At 72.6% G+C, this 17,731-nt stretch carries 14 protein-coding genes, 1 tRNA gene and 3 pseudogenes; 6 read left to right on the top strand and 12 right to left on the bottom strand.

Annotation, left to right across the window (positions count from 1 at the left end; genetic code table 11):
- Window positions 1–71 precede the first annotated feature (71 nt).
- The 4 genes and pseudogenes from SZN_RS06190 to SZN_RS06175 all read right to left on the bottom strand — a co-directional run bounded on the left by SZN_RS06190 (window position 72) and on the right by SZN_RS06175 (window position 4,214).
- The gene (locus tag SZN_RS06190) at window positions 72–620 is read right to left on the bottom strand and encodes an RNA 2'-phosphotransferase (protein WP_043728768.1); all 549 of its coding nucleotides are present in this window, start codon (window positions 618–620) and stop codon (window positions 72–74) included.
- Window positions 621–743: 123 nt separating this feature from the next.
- Window positions 744–1,657, bottom strand: a pseudogene (locus SZN_RS06185) (MerR family transcriptional regulator).
- Between the two features lie 307 nt (window positions 1,658–1,964).
- A complete protein-coding gene (locus SZN_RS06180) occupies window positions 1,965–3,716 on the bottom strand; it encodes an SDR family oxidoreductase (RefSeq protein ID WP_043728764.1) in 1,752 nt (583 codons plus the stop codon).
- 2 nt (window positions 3,717–3,718) lie between these two features.
- Window positions 3,719–4,214, bottom strand: a pseudogene (locus SZN_RS06175) (hypothetical protein).
- A gap of 298 nt (window positions 4,215–4,512) precedes the next feature.
- Here SZN_RS06175 and SZN_RS06170 point away from each other — a divergent pair.
- The 6 genes from SZN_RS06170 to SZN_RS06145 all read left to right on the top strand — a co-directional run bounded on the left by SZN_RS06170 (window position 4,513) and on the right by SZN_RS06145 (window position 8,700).
- The gene (locus SZN_RS06170) at window positions 4,513–5,490 is read left to right on the top strand and encodes an ABC transporter ATP-binding protein (RefSeq protein WP_007492441.1); all 978 of its coding nucleotides are present in this window, start codon (window positions 4,513–4,515) and stop codon (window positions 5,488–5,490) included.
- Complete coding sequence (locus SZN_RS06165) at window positions 5,480–6,388, top strand: hypothetical protein (protein WP_007492439.1); 909 nt, start codon at window positions 5,480–5,482, stop codon at window positions 6,386–6,388. Before SZN_RS06170 ends, SZN_RS06165 begins: the two co-directional genes overlap by 11 nt.
- A complete protein-coding gene (locus tag SZN_RS06160) occupies window positions 6,385–7,296 on the top strand; it encodes an ABC transporter ATP-binding protein (RefSeq protein WP_007492436.1) in 912 nt (303 codons plus the stop codon). The genes SZN_RS06165 and SZN_RS06160 overlap by 4 nt, the downstream gene beginning before the upstream one ends.
- Before the next feature lie 10 nt (window positions 7,297–7,306).
- Window positions 7,307–8,026, top strand: coding sequence for an ABC transporter permease (locus SZN_RS06155; RefSeq protein ID WP_007492433.1), 720 nt, complete (start codon window positions 7,307–7,309; stop codon window positions 8,024–8,026).
- A gap of 120 nt (window positions 8,027–8,146) precedes the next feature.
- Window positions 8,147–8,350: an SGM_3592 family protein gene (locus SZN_RS06150; protein ID WP_007492432.1), complete on the top strand. Its 204-nt coding sequence runs from the start codon at window positions 8,147–8,149 to the stop codon at window positions 8,348–8,350.
- A 265-nt stretch (window positions 8,351–8,615) separates the two neighbouring features.
- A tRNA-Asn gene (locus tag SZN_RS06145) sits at window positions 8,616–8,700 on the top strand.
- 124 nt (window positions 8,701–8,824) lie between these two features.
- Here SZN_RS06145 and SZN_RS06140 read toward each other — a convergent pair.
- From SZN_RS06140 to SZN_RS06105, 8 genes and pseudogenes are all read right to left on the bottom strand, one after another.
- A complete protein-coding gene (locus SZN_RS06140; protein ID WP_007492430.1) occupies window positions 8,825–9,664 on the bottom strand; it encodes an HAD family hydrolase in 840 nt (279 codons plus the stop codon).
- Window positions 9,661–10,938, bottom strand: a complete 1,278-nt coding sequence (gene serS, locus SZN_RS06135; RefSeq protein WP_007492428.1) for a serine--tRNA ligase — start codon at window positions 10,936–10,938, stop codon at window positions 9,661–9,663. The genes SZN_RS06140 and serS overlap by 4 nt, the downstream gene beginning before the upstream one ends.
- A 610-nt stretch (window positions 10,939–11,548) precedes the next feature.
- Window positions 11,549–12,481, bottom strand: coding sequence for a prephenate dehydratase (gene pheA, locus SZN_RS06130; protein WP_007492425.1), 933 nt, complete (start codon window positions 12,479–12,481; stop codon window positions 11,549–11,551).
- Between the two features lie 115 nt (window positions 12,482–12,596).
- Entirely contained in the window at window positions 12,597–13,961 is a 1,365-nt protein-coding gene (efeB, locus tag SZN_RS06125; protein WP_043728758.1) for an iron uptake transporter deferrochelatase/peroxidase subunit, read from the bottom strand.
- Between the two features lie 8 nt (window positions 13,962–13,969).
- The gene (locus tag SZN_RS06120) at window positions 13,970–16,075 is read right to left on the bottom strand and encodes a copper resistance CopC/CopD family protein (RefSeq protein ID WP_007492422.1); all 2,106 of its coding nucleotides are present in this window, start codon (window positions 16,073–16,075) and stop codon (window positions 13,970–13,972) included.
- 13 nt (window positions 16,076–16,088) lie between these two features.
- On the bottom strand, window positions 16,089–16,535 hold the full coding sequence (locus SZN_RS06115; protein WP_007492420.1) for a copper chaperone PCu(A)C: 447 nt from the start codon (window positions 16,533–16,535) through the stop codon (window positions 16,089–16,091).
- Window positions 16,532–17,191 carry an SCO family protein gene (locus tag SZN_RS06110; protein ID WP_007492418.1) on the bottom strand — a complete coding sequence of 220 codons (660 nt, stop codon included), beginning with the start codon at window positions 17,189–17,191 and terminating at the stop codon, window positions 16,532–16,534. Before SZN_RS06110 ends, SZN_RS06115 begins: the two co-directional genes overlap by 4 nt.
- A gap of 317 nt (window positions 17,192–17,508) precedes the next feature.
- Window positions 17,509–17,731: pseudogene (locus SZN_RS06105) on the bottom strand (hypothetical protein); the annotation flags it as partial.

Raw genomic sequence — 17,731 nt, 5'->3', positions numbered from 1 at the left:
ACCGCCGATCATGCCGGACGGGGCGGGTGACGGACGGGGCCGTCCACGGGCGCCGCTCCTCGCGGGCGAGGTCAGCGCTGCGGAGAGGAGCGCAGGTAGGCCGGGGGGACGGCCTGGGTCAGCCACACTCCGTTCGCGCTGATCTGGAAGACATGGTCGTCGCGGTGCATGGCGGCGGCGTCCACGACGAGCACGACCGGGTGCCCGCGGCGCGCCCCGACACGGGTCGCGGTCTCGCGGTCCGGCGAGAGGTGCACGGCATGCCGGTTCATCGGCCGCAGGCCCTCACGGCGGATCGCGTCCAGGCTGGCGGCCACGGTGCCGTGGAAGAGGAAGGCGGGCGGGGTGGCCGGGGCCAGGCCGAGGTCGACGTCGACGCTGTGGCCCTGGCTGGCGCGGATGCGCGTGCCCTCGACGGCGAAGCGCCGCTTGTCGTTCGTGGCGACGACGTGGTCCAGCTCCTCGCGGGTGAGGCGGAAGTGGTGCGCGGTCACGGCGGCGATCAGCGTGTCGATCTCGACCCAGCCGCCCGCGTCCAGGGTGAGCCCGATCCGCTCGGGCTGATGGCGCAGATGCTTGGAGAGGTACTTGGACACCTTCACGGTGCGTCGTTCATCCATGCCATCAGCCTGCCGGGCGCGACACGTATCACGCGAACGATTTCCTGTCGCGAGGTTTGATCCACAGCCAAGTGCGTTTATCCACAGATGAATTGGCGATTCTGTGGACAACGAGCCACCCCCTCAGGGGGTTTCGTCAACGTCGTTTGACACTTGGTGGATTGCGGCCATGCGGTCCAAGCTCCGTGCCCGGAGCTCCCGTTCAGCTGCCGAGGCGACGAACCCGGCAGCCTGTCCAGCCCCAACCAGGGCTTCCACGCGGCTCATCGTGTCCGCCGGGATCGCCACCGGACGCGTCCGGTCGCCGGTCTCCCGCTCCTCCCGCGACCCGAGGTGGCGGCGCAGCTGCCGTACGGCCAACAACCGCATCGCGCCGACGAGTTCCGCGTCCACGGTGTGCTGGGCGAGAGGCCGCAGCCGGCGGACGAGCGAGGCCGCCTCCGCCGCTCCGGCGTCCGTGCGCAGGTGCGGTCCTCCCAGGTAGCGGGCGAAGACGTGCTCGGTGGTGAACTCCAGGAAACAGGCGGCGATGTGCTCGACCTGCCCCCTCAACTCCCGCAGGTGGCCGGAGATCGCGGACAGCGGCACCCCGGCCGCGTGCAACTCCACGGCCACGGACAGCTCTTGGGGCTCGGGACGACGAAGGAGTCGGTGTCGCCGGGCACCGGGTCCAGCACTCCGAGCTCCACGGCCTCGGCCACCGCCTCCTCGTCCCGCCGGCCGCTGAAGCGCTCCTCCAGCTCCGCGCGGGAGATCCGTACCGCCTCCTCGTCGGTCCACCGCCCGTCCACCTCCCTGACCAGCCCGAGGACGCCTCCCAGCCCGCGGCCGCTGCCCCAGGCATCCAGGAGCTCCTTGATCGAGGCCAGTGTGTAGCCGCGGTCGAGCAGGTCGGCGATCTGGCGCAGACGCACGAGATGGGCGTCGCCGTAGACGTTGGCGCGGCCCCGGCGCCCGGGACGGGGGAGCAGGCCCCGGTCCTGGTAGGCGCGGACGGTGCGCACGGTCGCCCCGCCGAGGTGCGCCAGATCCTCGATCCGGTAGGCGGGCGGGACAGCCCCCTCGGCCGCGCGCGCCGCCTCGCCGCGCCGGCCGCCGCCGGACCCGCCCCCGCGCAGAGCGTCGGCGCGCGCCCCGGACCCGCCTCCACGGACGGCGGCGGTGCGCGCTCCGGACCCATCCCTGCCCCGGCTGACGGCGGCGGTGCGCGCTCCGGACCCATCCCCGCCCCGGCTGACGGCGGCGGTGCGCGCCCCGGACCCACTCCCGCTCCCCGCGTCGGCGTGACCTCCGGGCTCACCGCCGCTGACAGCCGGAGTGGCCCCCTCCCCGGCCCGCCCCCGCTCACAGCGGCGGCTCCAGCCGGGCGATCCGTCGCAGCGCCCTCGGTGTGAACCTCGACATCAGATACGCGCCGCGCGCCTCCGGTGTCACCGGCACCACGGCCTCGCCCCGCACCACCGCCCGCAGGATCGCGTCGGCGACCTTCTCCGGCGGGTAGTCGCGCAGTTCGTACAGCCGGGCGGACCGCTTCTGCCTCCGCTTCTCCTCCTCGGCGCCCACCCCCGCGAACCGGGCCGTCGCGGCGATTCCGGTGTTCACCAGGCCGGGGCATATCGCGCTCACGCCGATGCCCCGGCCGGCGAGCTCCGCGCGCAGGCACTCGCTCAGCATCAGCACGGCCGCCTTGGAGGTGCTGTAGGCGGGCAGGGCCCTGGAGGGCTGGAACGCCGCCGCCGAGGCGGTGTTGACGATGTACCCGCCCTGGCCGCGCTCGGCCATCTGCCGGCCGAAGAGCCGGCAGCCGTGGATGACACCCCACAGATTGACGTCCAGGACCTTCTTCCAGTCCTCGGGCGTGGTGTCGAGGAAGGAACCCGACAGACCGATCCCGGCGTTGTTCACCAGGACGTCCACGACGCCGTAGTCGGCGGCGACCTTCGCGGCGAGCTTCTCCATGCCCTGCTCGTCCGAGACGTCGACCGCCTCCGCCCATGCCTCGGGCGCGCCGATCAGCCGGCACATCTCCGCGGTCCGGACCGCCGTCTCGCCGTCCCGGTCGACGGCCACCACGCGCGCGCCGGCCCCGGCGAACGCGTAGGCGGTGGCCCGGCCGATGCCGCTGCCCGCCCCGGTCACCAGCACGAGCTGCCCGCCGAAGCGGTCGGCGTACTTCCCGGTCGCGGTGACCCCCTGCGGGCGCCCGCCCTCGACCGAGGTCACGAACTCCCGGATCCAGGAGGCCAGTTGCTCGGGACGGCTGCGCGGCACCCAGTGCCTGGCGTCCAGCGTGCGCCGCGTCAACTGCGGCACCCAATGCTCCAGTTCGTCGTAGAGCCGCTCCGACAGGAAGGCGTCTCCCACGGGCGTGATGAGCTGCACGGGCGCGTGTGCGTAGGCGTCGGGGCGCGGTCGGGTCAGCCGGGAGCGGACGTTGTCCCGGTACAGCCAGGCCCCGCGGGCCGCGTCGGACGGCAGCGACGCGGTGGGGTAGCCGTCGCCGGGCACCTTCTCCATCCGCTCCAGGATTCCCGGCCAGAGCCTGCCGAGGGGGCCGCGCCAGGCCAGTTCGGGCAGCACGGGAGTGTGCAGGGCGTACACGTACCAGGACTTGGCGCCCTGGCCGAGGAGCTGGGCGACCCGGCGCGGGGTGGGTCGCTTCAGACGCCGTCCGATCCAGTGGCCGAAGTGGTCCAGGGACGGCCCCGACAGGGACGTGAAGGACGCGATCCGGCCCTCCGCGCGGCGCACCGTGGCGAACTCCCACGCCTGTACGGAGCCCCAGTCGTGCCCCACCACGTGCACCGGCCGACCGGGGCTCACCGCGTCGGCGACGGCCAGGAAGTCGTCCGTGAGCTTCTCCAGGGTGAACCCGCCCCGCAGCGGCTTCGGGGCGGTGGACCGGCCGTGCCCCCGGACGTCGTACAGCACGACGTGGAAGCGGTCCGCCAGCCGCGGCGCGACCCGCGACCACACCTCCTTGCTGTCCGGGTAGCCGTGCACGAGGACCACCGTCGGCTGTGCCGTGTCCCCCAGCTCGGCGACGCACAGCTCGACCCCGCCGGTGCGTACCGTGCGCTCGCGCGCGCCCTGCATCGTCACTTCTCCTCCGCCCAGCGCCGCACATGCGGCAGATCGTCGTCCGGCCGGAAGGCGCTCTCCTCGGGATCCGCGGAGCCGGTGACCACGCGGATCTCCTCGAACTTCGCGCCCGTGCCGCGGAAACCGAGGTGCGGCTCGACCGCCCACAGGCCCGGCCGCGGCGGGTGGTCGGAGAAGCGGTACGGCGACCACGGCGGCCACCAGCCGGCGCGGTGCCCGCGCAGCGCGTCGCCCGCCAGGCCCTTGAGCGCTGGGGCGCCGAACCCGGGAACCCCGGCGGGAAAGGACCGCAGCGGGACGCGGAAGCCCGCGAACGCCGTGCGGTCCCCGCACCGGGCGAAGGGCAGAGCGAACCAGTCCCGCACACCCCGCTCACCCAGCCGGACGCGCTGCGTGCGCGGCCTCGCGCTCCGTGACGCCCGGCTCCAGCCGGGCCGCCACGGCTTCGGCGCGCACGTACGCCGGCCGCCGGACGCGCCTGGGTCCGCGCAACCCGGCCGAAGCCGCCGTGAGTCCCCCGCAACCGCCGTGCTCATGCCACCGCCCCACCTGTCCGCACCGACTGCGGTACGTGTCCGTAACATGACACAGGTGAATGTGACAGTTGTTAGAGTCCGCGTCAATAGGGTGATCCGGAGCTGTGGAAAACCTCCCGGAGGGGACGGACGCGCCGCTCGTCGTCGGGCCTCAGGGCGACCCCTAGGTCCCCGTAGTCCTGAGGTCTGACCCCAATACAGCTCTGCGGGGTGACGACCGGCGTGGTACGGGTCACTACCTTCGTAGCGTGACTGTGATCGCGACCGAAAGCCTGAGCAAGCGGTTCCCCCGGGTGACCGCTCTTGACCGGCTCTCCTTGGACATCGGGCCCGGTGTGACCGGACTCGTCGGAGCCAACGGAGCCGGCAAGTCCACGATGATCAAGATCCTGCTGGGTCTGTCCCCCGCCAGCGAGGGCCGCGCCGAAGTGCTCGGTCTCGACGTGGCCACCAAGGGCGCCGCCATCCGCGAGCGGGTCGGGTACATGCCCGAGCACGACTGCCTGCCGCCCGACGTCTCGGCCACCGAGTTCGTCGTCCACATGGCCCGCATGTCCGGACTGCCGCCCGCCGCCGCGCGCGAGCGCACCGCGGACACCCTGCGCCATGTCGGCCTGTACGAGGAGCGCTACCGACCCATCGGCGGCTACTCGACCGGCATGAAGCAGCGCGTGAAGCTGGCCCAGGCGCTGGTGCACGACCCGCAGCTGGTCTTCCTCGACGAGCCGACCAACGGCCTCGACCCGGTCGGCCGCGACGAGATGCTCGGCCTCATCCGCCGCATCCACACGGACTTCGGCATCTCGGTCCTGGTCACCTCCCACCTGCTGGGCGAACTGGAGCGCACCTGCGACCACGTCGTCGTCATCGACGGCGGCAAGCTCCTGCGCTCCAGCTCCACCACCGACTTCACCCAGACCACCACGACCCTCGCCATCGAGGTCACCGACACCGACGAGCACCCGGACGGCACGCGCGCGGTGCGCGACGCGCTCCACGCGCGCGGGGTGGATGTCCTCGACAGCGGCCGCGGCCTGCCGGGCTCCGGCCACATCCTGCTGCTGACCGCGCAGGGCGAGGAGACCTACGACCTGGTGCGCGACGTGGTCGCCGACCTCGGACTCGGCCTGGTGCGCATGGAGCAGCGCCGCCACCACATCTCCGAGGTCTTCAAGGACAGCGACGAGAGCACCGACGCACAGCGCAAGGAGGCGGTCGGCCATGGCGGTTGAGCACTCCACGGCCACCCAGCAGGGTGACCAGACCCGGATCCACAACATCGGCTACCGCAGTTACGACGGCCCGCGGCTCGGCCGCTCCTACGCCACGCGCTCCCTCTTCTCGCAGTCCCTGCGCGGCTCCTACGGCCTCGGCCGCTCGGTGAAGTCCAAGGTGCTGCCGATGCTGCTGTTCGTGGTGATGTGCGTGCCCGCGGCCATCATGGTCGCCGTCGCGGTCGCCACCAAGGCCAGGGAACTGCCCGTCGACTACACGCGCTACGCGATCGTCATGCAGGCCGTGATCAGCCTCTACCTCGCCTCGCAGGCACCGCAGTCGGTCTCGCGCGACCTGCGCTTCAAGACGGTTCCGCTGTACTTCTCGCGGCCCATCGAGACCGCCGACTACGTCCGGGCGAAGTTCGCGGCGCTGGCCTCCGCGCTGTTCCTGCTGACCGGCGCACCGCTGATCGTGCTCTACGCGGGCGCGCTGCTCGCCAAACTCGACTTCGCCGACCAGACCAAGGGATTCGCACAGGGGCTGGTCTCCGTGGCACTGCTCTCGCTGCTGTTCGCCGGCATCGGCCTCGTCATCGCCTCGGTGACCCCGCGCCGCGGCTTCGGCATCGCGGCCGTCATCGCCGTACTGACCATCTCCTACGGCGCGGTCTCCACCCTCCAGGCCATCGCCGAGGTGCAGGACAGCTCGGGCGCCATCGCCTGGATGGGCCTGTTCTCGCCGGTCACGCTCATCGACGGAGTGCAGTCGGCGTTCCTGGGCGCCGACTCCGCCTTCCCGGGCGGCGTCGGCCCGAGCACCGGGGAGGGCGTGGTCTACGTCCTCGTCACCCTCGGCCTCGTCGCCGCCGCCTACGGCCTCCTGCTGCGCCGCTACCGAAAGGTCGGACTGTGACCACGCTCTCGATCGACCACGTCTCCCGCTGGTTCGGCAACGTGGTCGCCGTCAACGACATCACCATGACGATCGGCCCCGGTGTGACGGGCCTGCTCGGCCCCAACGGCGCCGGGAAGTCCACCCTGATCAACATGATGGCCGGCTTCCTCGCGCCCTCCACCGGCAGCATCACGCTCGACGGCCGGCAGGTGTGGCGCAACGAGGCGGTCTACCGGCACATCGGCATCGTCCCCGAGCGCGAGGCGATGTACGACTTCCTCACCGGCCGCGAGTTCGTCGTCGCCAACGCCGAGCTGCACGGCCTGGGCGCCAAGGCGGCCCAGAAGGCGCTGGCCACGGTCGAGATGGAGTACGCGCAGGACCGCAAGGTCTCGACGTACTCCAAGGGCATGCGCCAGCGCGTGAAGATGGCGAGCGCCCTCGTCCACGAGCCCTCGCTGCTGCTGCTCGACGAGCCCTTCAACGGCATGGACCCGCGCCAGCGCATGCAGCTGATGGACCTGCTCAGGAAGATGGGCGACGAGGGCCGCACGGTGCTGTTCTCGTCCCACATCCTCGAAGAGGTCGAGCAACTGGCCTGGCACATCGAGGTCGTGGTCGCCGGCCGGCACGCGGCCAGCGGCGACTTCCGCAAGATCCGCCGTCTGATGACCGACCGCCCGCACCGCTACCTGGTGCGCTCCAGCGACGACCGCACCCTCGCGGCGGCGCTGATCGCCGACCCGTCGACGTCCGGCATCGAGGTCGACCTGGCCGAGGGCGCGCTGCACGTCCAGGCCGTCGACTTCGGCCGCTTCACCGCGCTGCTGCCCAGGGTGGCGCGCGAGCACGGCATCCGCCTGCTCACGGTCTCGCCGTCCGACGAGTCCCTCGAGTCCGTCTTCTCGTATCTCGTCGCGGCGTAGGAGGCCGAAGATGTACGACCCCACAGTCGCCCGGCTCACCTACCGGGCCCTGCTCGGCCGCCGCCGGGCCCTCATCCTGGCCGCGCTGCCCGTCCTGCTCATCGCGCTCTCGGTGGCCGTCCGCGTCCTGGCCGGCGCCGACGACCAGACCGCGGCCGACCTGCTCGGCGGGCTCGCGCTCGCCACCATGGTGCCGATCATCGGCGTCATCGCCGGTACCGGTGCCATCGGGCCCGAGATCGACGACGGCTCGGTGGTGTACCTGCTGTCCAAGCCGCTGAAGCGGCCCACGATCATCTTCACCAAGCTGATCGTGGCGGTCGCCGTGACGATGGTGTTCTCGGCGCTGCCGACCTTCATCGCCGGCTTCATCCTCAACGGCAACGGCCAGCAGATCGCCGTCGCCTACACGGTGGCCGCACTGGTCGCCTCCATCGCCTACGCCGCGCTCTTCCTGCTGCTCGGCACGGTCTCGCGGCACGCGGTGGTCTTCGGACTCGTCTACGCCCTCGTCTGGGAGGCCCTGTTCGGCTCGCTGGTGCCGGGCGCGCGCACGCTGAGCGTCCAGCAGTGGTCGCTGGCCGTGGCGCAGAAGGTGGCCGGCGGGGACATGGTGACCTCGGACGTCGGCCTGACCACGGCCACCGTGCTGCTGATCGCGGTCACCGTCCTCGCGACCTGGTACGCGGGGCAGAAGCTGCGCTCGCTCACGCTGGCGGGCGAGGAGTAGCAGGGCGGGCCCCGCGCGGGCCCGCCCTTCACGGGGGTTTGACCTCCGCACGGGCACACTGGGCGGGACAGGCGTCCGGTCCGGCGGGCGGCCGGACCGGGAGGCGCGGGGAGGCACGCGATGGCGGACGACGGGGACGACGACCTCGTGCTCGACGAGGACTTCGTGCGGTCCGCGCCGACGTCCGAACCGTCCGCCCGCGCCCGGATGCTGGCCGCGCGCTGGCGCCGCGAGGAACCCGAGCCGCAGCCGTGGCGCTCGGACGAACCGCCCGCCGGGTGGTTCTTCAGCAAGGCGCGCCGCCGCTGGTGGCGCCGGCGCTGAGCGTCGTACGGCTGTTTTATTCAGTGGCGTCCGGTCCGGCGGCCGGGCACGATGGTCCTGTCCGAACCGCCGGCCGAGTCCGGCGCCGCGTTCTGGGAGAGGAGCGGGGCGATGTCTCTGCACGACAGTCCGTCCGGCTCCCGACAGGGCAGCCCGCGGCGGGTTCCGGTGTAGGTACGCCACCGCCGAGCCCGCTCCGCACGAGGAGCTGCCCGGGGCGGCCGCTTCGAGCACGCGATGTCGCTCTCGCGTGGGTCGCCCACCCGGAGGATTGGCCGAGTGGCAAGGCACCGGCTCATTGAGCCGTGGTCGGGGGAGACCCCGCGCACGTTCGAACCGTGCATCCTCCGCGACATCTGTGGACCGATGAACCTACGCCGACACCCGCCCGCGGTGCCCTGCACGCCAGGACGGGCCCGCCGGGCCTCCAGCCGCCCGCCCCATCGGCAGCCCGGGGCAGGCGCTCGGCCCGGCTCAGCCCAGCAGGCGCTCCAGCACCAGCGCGATGCCGTCGTCCTCGGGGGAGGCCGTCACCTCGTCGGCCACCGCCTTGAGTTCGGCGTGGGCGCCGGCCATGGCCACCCCGTAGGACGCCCAGGCGAACATCGGCAGGTCGTTGGGCATGTCGCCGAAGGCGATCGTGTCCGCCGCCTTCAGTCCCAGACGGCGGGCCGCCAGGGAGAGGCCGGTGGCCTTGGACAGGCCGAGCGGCAGCAGTTCCACGATGCCCTCGCCCGCCATCGCCACCGTGACGAAGCCGCCCGCGGCCCGGCGCGCGGCCTCCGCGAGGTCGTCGTCGGACAGCTCGGGATGCTGTATGTAGATCTTGTTGAGCGGCGCGGTCCACAGGTCCGCCGCATCCGTGAACGGGGTCGACGGAAGGGCGCCCGTCACCGCGTACCCGGGGCCCACCAGCACGTCGCCGTCCAGACCGTCGCGGCTCGCCGCCAGGTGCAGCGGGCCGACCTCCGCCTCGATCTTCGCGAGCGCCACCCCGGCCAGCCCGCGGTCCAGCGTCACCGAGGTCAGCAGCCGGTGCTCACCGGCGTGGTACACCTGCGCGCCCTGACCGCACACCGCGAGCCCCCGGTAGCCCAGGTCGTCCAGGATGTGCCGGGTCCAGGGGACCGCGCGGCCCGTGACGACGATGTGTGCGGCGCCCGCCCCGGTGGCCGCGCCGAGGGCGTCACGGGTGCGGCGCGAGACCGACTCGTCGGAGCGCAGAAGCGTTCCGTCGAGATCGGTCGCGATCAGCCGGTAGGGGAACCCTCCCGGCGCGGTCTCGCTGTCCCGGGCGGGAGCCGTGCCGCTCACCTGGCCACCGGCTCCAGGACCTCGCGGCCGCCCAGGTACGGGCGCAGCACCTCGGGAACCCGCACGGAGCCGTCGGCCTGCTGGTGGTTCTCCAGGATCGCCACGATGGTGCGCGGTACGGCGCACAGGGTGCCGTTCAGCGTGGCCAGCGGCTTGACCTGCTTGCCGTCACGGACGCGGATCGACAGGCGGCGGGACTGGAACTCGGTGCAGTCCGAGGTCGACGTCAGCTCGCGGTACTTGCCCTGTGTCGGGATCCACGCCTCGCAGTCGAACTTGCGCGACGCCGAGGCGCCGAGGTCGCCGGAGGCGACGTCGATGACGCGGTACGGCAGCTCCAGCGACGTCAGCCACTGCTTCTCCCACTCCAGCAGGCGCTGGTGCTCGGCCCGCGAGTCCTCGGAAGCGACGTAGGAGAACATCTCGACCTTGTCGAACTGGTGCACCCGGAAGATGCCGCGGGTGTCCTTGCCGTGCGAGCCGGCCTCGCGGCGGAAGCACGGCGAGAAGCCCGCGTAGCGCAGGGGGAGCTTGTCGGCGTCGAGGATCTCGTCCATGTGGTACGCGGCGAGCGGCACCTCGGAGGTGCCGACCAGGTACAGGTCGTCCTTGTCGAGGTGGTAGACGTCCTGCGCGGCCTGGCCGAGGAAGCCGGTGCCCGCCATCGACTGGGGACGGACCAGCGCCGGGGTCAGCATCGGCGTGAATCCGGCCGCGGTCGCCTGGGCCATCGCCGCGTTCACCAGCGCCAGTTCCAGCAGGGCGCCGACGCCGGTGAGGAAGTAGAAGCGCGAGCCGGAGACCTTCGCGCCGCGCTCGACGTCGATCGCGCCGAGGAGGGTGCCGAGCTCCAGGTGGTCCCGGGGTTCGAAGCCCTCGGCGGCGAAGTCGCGGATCTCGCCGTGCGTCTCCAGGGTGACGAAGTCCTCCTCGCCGCCCACCGGCACGTCCGGGTGCACGAGGTTGCCGAGCCGGACCAGCAGCTCCTGGGTCTCCACGTCGGCGGCGTCGCGCTCGGCGTCGGCCGCCTTGACGTCGGCGGCCAGCCGGCTCGCCTTCTTCAGCAGCTCGGCCTTCTCGTCGCCGGCGGCCTTGGGGATGAGCTTGCCGAGCTGCTTCTGCTCGGCGCGGAGCTCGTCGAAGCGGACGCCGGACGACCTGCGCCGCTCGTCGGCAGACAGGAGGGCGTCGACGAGCGCGACGTCCTCTCCACGGGCGCGCTGCGAGGCGCGCACTCGGTCGGGGTCCTCACGGAGCAGGCGAAGGTCAATCACGCGGCCAAGGCTACCGGGGCGGGGTGACAGCCCACGACTCACTATTCCGAAGTGCGGCTTACGTTCTGTTATGGGTGAATTGCCAGGCGTGTCAATATCGGTGCCCCGCTCCCTGGAACGAAGTGCTGCCGCGGCGTCCGGTTGACTCGATCCCCTTACGGAGAGCGGGACTTGGGTCCTGGGCGCCTCCTGGTTGTCCACAGGAATCCCCGACCCTGGAAAAGTTATCCACAGGGTGTGTGGATGGACTGTGGACGTCGGAATGGATCACTCCGGAATCCGTCCGGCAGCTTGAGGATTCCCAGGGCAAACCCACCTCACCCTCACTTTCGAGTGGAAAGCGGTCGCCTCAAAGAGTGACCCATCGGAAAAGGCTGGACGAAGAGTGAGGTGCGGGATGATGGACGGTCTTGGGGTCAGGGGGCCGACTTGTCGACAGACTCACCCATGCTTGTCGACTTGTCCCCAGGTCGAGATGAGCGTCTGTGGATAACTCCTGTGGATAACGACAATCAGCAGGTAGGACCGGCCAGAAGCCCCTGACACCCCGACCCGGCGGACGTCCCCGACCCGGCACCGGCGCAGCACCGGCCGCCGCGGCCGCGACCGCTCAGAACCGCCCGTCCTGGCACCGCGCCACCCAGTCGGCGGCCGACATGAACGCCTCGTCCGAGGTGCCCCGCCACGGCGCCTGCACCTCCGCGGGCCGCAGGTCCGCGCGCGGGTACGACCCCAGGAACCGCACCTCCAGACAGATCCGCTTCAGCCCCATCAGCGCCTCGGCCACCCTGCGGTCGGAGATGTGGCCCTCGGCATCGACGCAGAAGCAGTAGTTCCCGATGCCCGCACCGGTCGGACGGGACTGGAGCAGCATCAGGTTGATCCCGCGCGTCGCAAACTCGCCCAGCAGATCCCGCAGTCCACCGGGGTGGTCGTCACGCTGCCACAGCACGACCGAGGTCTTGTCCGCCCCGGTCGGCGCCGCGGGCCGCGCGGGTCGGCCGACCAGCACGAACCGCGTCTGCGCGTTCTCCGCGTCGTGGATGCCGGTCTCCAGCGCCTCCAGGCCGTACCGGGCGGCCGCGAACTCCCCGGCGAAGGCGGCGTCGTACTGCCCCTCCTGGACCAGGCGCGCGGCGTCCGCGTTCGAGGCGGCCGACTCCCAGTGGGCGTCCGGCAGGTTCTTCTTCAGCCAGTTGCGCACCTGCGGCTGGGCCGCCGGGTGCGCGGAGACCGTCTTGATGTCCGCCAGCCGCGTGCCAGGCCGCACCAGCAGCGCGAAGGTGATCGACAGCAGCACCTCGCGGTAGATCATCAGCGGTGTGCCGGCGACCAGCTCGTCCAGGGTGGTCGTGATGCCGCCCTCGACGGAGTTCTCGATCGGCACGAACGCGGCCTCGGCCTCCCCGGCCCGCACCGCGTCCAGCGCGGACTGCACGGACACGTAGGGGATCAGTTCCCGGGTCGCGGCCTCCGGGAGCGTGCGCAGGGCGACCTCGGTGAAGGTGCCCTCGGGGCCGAGATAGGCATAGCTCGCTGGCATGACCTCACCCTAATGGCCGCAGGGCCCGGCGCACGCCCCGCGGCCGCGGGCCACTCCCCGGGGCGACCCCACCCTCGTACGCCTGTGCCGTACCCGCACGGTCTCCCCGGCGCCGTCACCCCTCCAGCAGCGCCTGCCCCACGTACTCCCCCCGCGCCGCGCCGCCCGGCACCGCGAACAGCCCGCTCGCCTCGTGGCGGACGTACTCCGACAGCGCGTCGCCCCGGTCGAGCTTGCGCTGGACCGGGACGAACGCCCGCAGCGGGTCGGCCTGCCAGCAGATGAACAGCAGCCCCGCGTCCGGCACCCCGTCCCCGTCGATGCCGTCGTGGAACGAGAAGGGGCGCCGCAGCATCGCCGCGCCGCCGTTCTGGTCGGGCCGGGTGATGCGCGCGTGCGCGTTGATCGGCACGACCAGGTTCCCGGCCGCGTCCGTCTTGTCCAGGTCCATCGCGGTCTTCTCGGAGCCCCCCGACAGCGGCGCCCCGTCCGACTTGCGCCGTCCCACGACGTCCTCCTGCTCCTTGAGGCCGAGCCGCTCCCAGTCGTCCAGCAGCATGCGGATACGGCGTACGACGGCGTAGGAGCCGTTCGCCATCCACGCGGGGTCCTTGGCGCCGGAGTCCGGCACGAAGATCCGCTCGTTGAAGTCGGCCTCCGAGGGCTTCGGATTGCGCGTCCCGTCCATCTGGCCCATCAGGTTGCGCGCCGTCATGGGTGACGCGGTGGCGCCGGGCGAGCGGTTGAAGCCGTTCATCTGCCAGCGCACCGAGGCGGCCAGGCCCGCGTCCCGCTGGATCGCGCGCAGCGCGTGGAAGGCCACCAGGGCGTCGTCGGCGCCGATCTGCACCCACAGATCGCCGTCGCTGCGCGCCTTGTCGAGCCGGTCGGAGGAGAAGTCCGGCAGCGGGTCGAGGGAGACGGGGCGCTGCTTCTCCAGGCCGGTCCGCGCGAAGAAGCCGTGCCCGAAGCCGAAGGTGATCGTCAGGGACGACGGACCGGCGTCGCGCGCGACAGCCGTGTCGTCCTGCCGCGCGCCCTCGCCCGCCATCAGCCGCCGGGCCGTCTCCGACCAGCGGCGCAGCAGTGCCGCCGCCTCCCTGCGGCCCACCCCGGGCTTCAGGTCGAAGGCGACGAGATGGCCGCGCGCCTGAAGGCGCTGGAGGATGCCGGGCTGATGTTTCCCGTGAAACATCACCTCTCCGGCCCCCAGCGAGGTCAGCGGGGTGGCCTCGGCGGGCCGGGCGGCGTAGCCGACGGCTCCGCCGGCCGCGCCGAGCACCAGCCCGCTCGCGCCCGCCGTGCCGAGCAGCCGCCGCCGGGTCACGCCCGCCCGGGTGTCCGTACTCCCCGGTGCCGCGCCCCCGGACGCGCCGGACGTGCCGGACGCGTCGGACGTGCCAGCCGTCGCGGACGGCTCGGGGGTCCGCGGCGGGCGGCCCTGCGGAAGGGACGGGTGGTCAGCCATCTGGTCTGCCATGGTGTGGTTCAGCCGATCTGCGCGTTCTTGGAGACGGTTGCCTGGTCGATGTCGGAGGTCCGCACGGTCACGGCGACCTTCCAGTCGCCGGCCACGGGCAGCTGCACCCCGCTCGCCGACCACTGCCCGGTCGAGACACGGTCGGGGACGACGGGCAGCGGCCCGATGTCCCTCGACTTCAGCGTGAAGGCCACCTTGAGTTCGGGGACGTCGAGGGCGCGGCCGTCGGGCCGTTCCACGGAGACCTTCAGCTCGTTGGCGCCCACGCGCGCGGGGTCGAGGTCGACGCGCACGACGCCCTTGCCGTTCGCCCCGCCGGCGTCGAAGGCCATGTCGAGGGTCAGCGCGCCGGCCGCGGAGGCGTCGGCGGGCGCGGCCGGCGCCGACGCCCTGGCCGCCTGCTCCTCGGTCCGGCCGGGCTCCGTGGAGGTCAGCATGGTGGTGACGGCCAGCACCACGACGGCGACGCCCGTCTCGGCGAGCACCGAGCGGCGCAGACCGGACCGGCTCGGATCGGCGTCCCGCCGCCGCTCGCGCCGTGCGGTGTCGATCGCGGCCCGCTGCCGCGCGAGCTGATCCGCGCGCTCGGGGCCACCGCCGGCCAGGACGGCCGATGCGGCCGATGCGGCTGATGCGGAAGAGGTGGAAGAGGCGGAGACGGACTCCACATCGGCGTCCGTGCCCGAGCCCGTGCCTGAGCCGGTGCCTGACTCGGCCCCCGTCCCCGCCCCCGCACCCCCGGTCCGGGCCCCGGCGGGCTCCCTGCCGACGCCGACGCCGACGCCGACGCCGACGCCGCCGTCCCCGCCCCCGCCCCCGCGCTCGCCCGTGTCCTCGCGCGTGCCACTGCCCGCGATCGACACTCCGCTCCCCCCGGGCACGGCCGGCGCCGCGGCCAGCCGCGCCGTCCAGCGCCGGGAGAGCCACGCGATGCCGACGAGCAGCGCCACGAGGCCGATCTTGATCAGCAGCAGCCGCCCGTACCGCGTGCCGGTGAACGCCGACCACGACCCGAGCTGCCGCCACGACTGGTAGACGCCGGTGGCGACGAGCGCGAGCACGCTGCCGAAGGCGACGCGGGAGAACCGCCGTACGGCGCGGGCGTCGACCGGGGTGTCCGGCGGTGCCGCGCAGAGCGCCACGAGCAGGGCGGCCAGTCCGCCGAGCCAGCTCGCGACGGCCAGCAGATGGACGATCGCGACCGGTACCGCGATCTTGGGCTGGAGTCCTGCCGAGGCGTGCTCGGACATCGCCCAGCTCGCCGCGAGCCCCGCCGCCACCACGGACCCGCCGATCGCGAGGCCGACCGCGAGGTCCCGCTGCTCCTCCTCCTCGCGCTCGTCGTAGGTCCCGAAGAGCACGGCGACGAACAGCGCCGCCGCGGCGAGCAGCAGCAGCCGGGAGACCAGCGCCGCGCCCGTCTTGGTCTGGAGCACCTGCCCGAGGAGATCCAGGTCGAAGACGTCCCCGACCTTCCCGGAGCCGGTGTAGGAGCCGCGCAGCAGGAGCAGCGCGAGTGTCGCGCCGGTCAGGGTGAGCCAGCCGGTCACGACGAGCCGCTGCACCGGACGCACCGTCGTCCCGCGCCGCCAGCAGGCGAGGACGAACGCGGCGCCGCCGGCCAGCACGGCGAAGCCCGCGTACGACGCGTACCGCCCGACGCCGTAGAGCACCCCGACGACTCCGCCGCCCGCCGCCCGGCCGTCGACCGGGACGCTGGTGCGGGAGGGCGCGCCGATCGAGAAGGTGTAGGCCCCCGCGACGGGATGGCCGTCGTCGGACACGACCTGGTAGGTGACGGTGTACGTGCCGTCGGGCAGCCCGCCCCTGAGCTTCACCGCGTACGTCGCCCCGGTGACGCCGACCGCGTTGCCGTCCTGGATCGGCCCGCCCCGGGGGTCGAGCACCCGTACCGAGCCGTCGGACAGCGTGACCCGCTCCGAGAACGACAGCGTGATACGTGTCGGAGCCGCGGAGACCACCGCCCCCTGCCGGGGGTCGCTGCCGGTCGGTGCGGCGTGCGCGGCGGCCGGCCCGGCTCCGGCGAGGAGCAGGCCGGCCGCCAGGAGCAGCGGCACCAGGGTCCGGAGGCGGGGGGCGGTGATCCGGGTCAACGCGGTGTCCCCCTCAGCGTCCGGTCTTCGGGCTGTACGTCGTCGACTTCACCGGGAGCCGCACGCTCACCGGCTTCGAGTCGGTGAAGTTGAGCCGTACGGTCACCGTCTCACCCTCCTTCGGCTTGCGGGTCAGCTTCTCGAACATCAGATGGTTGCCGCCGCTCGCGAAGACGAGTCGGCCGCGCGCGGGGACGTCGAAGCTCTTGACCACGCGCATCGCCTCGTTGATGTTCGAGTTCATGGTCACCACACCGAGGTCACTGGTGATGGACGTCAACTTGTCCCGCGTACCGCCCTTGTTGGTGATCGTCAGGAAGCCGGCCGCCATGGTGTCGGACACCGGCTGGCGCATGTAGGCGCCGCTGACGGACAGGTCGGCCTGGGAGCCCCCGGAGCCGCAGCCGGCCAGGAGCAGGGCCCCGGTCAGTGCCGCCGCGGGCACGGCGAAGCGCTTCACGGCTTCGCTCCCTTCAGGAGCTTGGGGAGGTCCTTGGCGTAGTCGTCGACGAGGGTGTCCTCGGTGTAGACGACGTAACCGTCGTCGCTCTTCGGGGAGAAGGCGATGACCTGGGTGCCGTGGGTGGAGACCATCCGGCCGTTCTTGTCCTTGTACGGCGGTTCGATGGTGATGCCCACGGTGCGCGCGGCGGCCTGCACGGTGGGGAACGCGCCGGTCAGGCCGACGATCTGCGGGTCGATGCCCTTGAGCCACTTGCCGAGGGCCGCCGAGGTGTCGCGCACCGGGTCGGTCGTGATGAACACGACGCGCAGCGCGTCCTGCTGGTCCTTGGGCAGCTGCTTCTTGGCGACGGCGATGTTGCTCATCGTCGTCGGGCACACGTCGGGGCAGCTGGTGTAGCCGAAGTAGACGAGCGTGGCCTTGCCCGCGGTCTCCTTGCGGAAGTCGTACTTCTTGCCGTTCGTGTCGGTGAGGACCAGGTCCGGCTTCTCGAACGGGGTGTCGAGGACGATGGCGGCCTTGTCCGAGCCGGGCTGCTCGGAGACCACGGTCACGGGCGGCTTGTCGCTGCTGTCGGCACCGCCGCCGCAGGCGGTGAGGGTGAGTGCGGCGACGGCCAGCAGTGCGGCCGTCGCGAGGGCTTGCTTGCGCATATGCGGATGTCCCGGTGGTGAGAGTTCCGGCGCGCGCGGGCAGGTCCCGGCACGCGCGGTGAAGCGGAGGGCGGTCAGAGGACGGGGCGCCGGCGGCGGGCGAGGACGTCCGCCGCGGCGCTGCGAGTGGCCTTCATCGAGAAGTGCTCCACTGTGGGTGAGGGTCCGGATTCCTGGGGTGAGGAGGAGTACGCGCGCGGAGGTGACCGGTCGGGCGGTACGGCCGCGGATCGGTCGCCTGCTTCGGCGGTTCCCGGTGCGCGCGCCGCCGTCGACGGCGGCCCCTCACCCCCGGCAGGGGGGACGGTCGCGTCGGGTCAGGCGGCGAGGACGACGGCCGGCGGGCCGCGCCGGATCACCGCGTGCTGGAGCGCGACCGTGCGCGGAGCGGGTCCCCGGGGTGTCTCGGCGCGCAGGAAGCGCGGGCCCGCCTCGGGCGCGCCCGGCAGCCCGGCGCGCAGGGCGCGCACCAGCGCGAGCGCCGCGCGCAGGGAGCGTACGACGGCCCTGCCCGCGACCGACTGCGCCGTCAGCGCGGAC

It is taken from the genome of Streptomyces zinciresistens K42 (assembly GCF_000225525.1).
Lineage (GTDB): Bacteria > Actinomycetota > Actinomycetes > Streptomycetales > Streptomycetaceae > Streptomyces > Streptomyces zinciresistens.
This window is presented reverse-complemented; position numbering and strand designations above follow the sequence as displayed.

Coding starts and splice junctions, on each gene's coding strand:
- SZN_RS06190 (WP_043728768.1), bottom strand. CDS start 620: ATGGATGAACGACGCACCGTGAAGGTGTCCAAGTACCTCTCCAAGCAT.
- SZN_RS06180 (WP_043728764.1), bottom strand. CDS start 3,716: ATGCAGGGCGCGCGCGAGCGCACGGTACGCACCGGCGGGGTCGAGCTG.
- SZN_RS06165 (WP_007492439.1), top strand. CDS start 5,480: ATGGCGGTTGAGCACTCCACGGCCACCCAGCAGGGTGACCAGACCCGG.
- SZN_RS06155 (WP_007492433.1), top strand. CDS start 7,307: ATGTACGACCCCACAGTCGCCCGGCTCACCTACCGGGCCCTGCTCGGC.
- SZN_RS06150 (WP_007492432.1), top strand. CDS start 8,147: ATGGCGGACGACGGGGACGACGACCTCGTGCTCGACGAGGACTTCGTG.
- pheA (WP_007492425.1), bottom strand. CDS start 12,481: ATGCCAGCGAGCTATGCCTATCTCGGCCCCGAGGGCACCTTCACCGAG.
- efeB (WP_043728758.1), bottom strand. CDS start 13,961: ATGGCAGACCAGATGGCTGACCACCCGTCCCTTCCGCAGGGCCGCCCG.
- SZN_RS06110 (WP_007492418.1), bottom strand. CDS start 17,191: ATGCGCAAGCAAGCCCTCGCGACGGCCGCACTGCTGGCCGTCGCCGCA.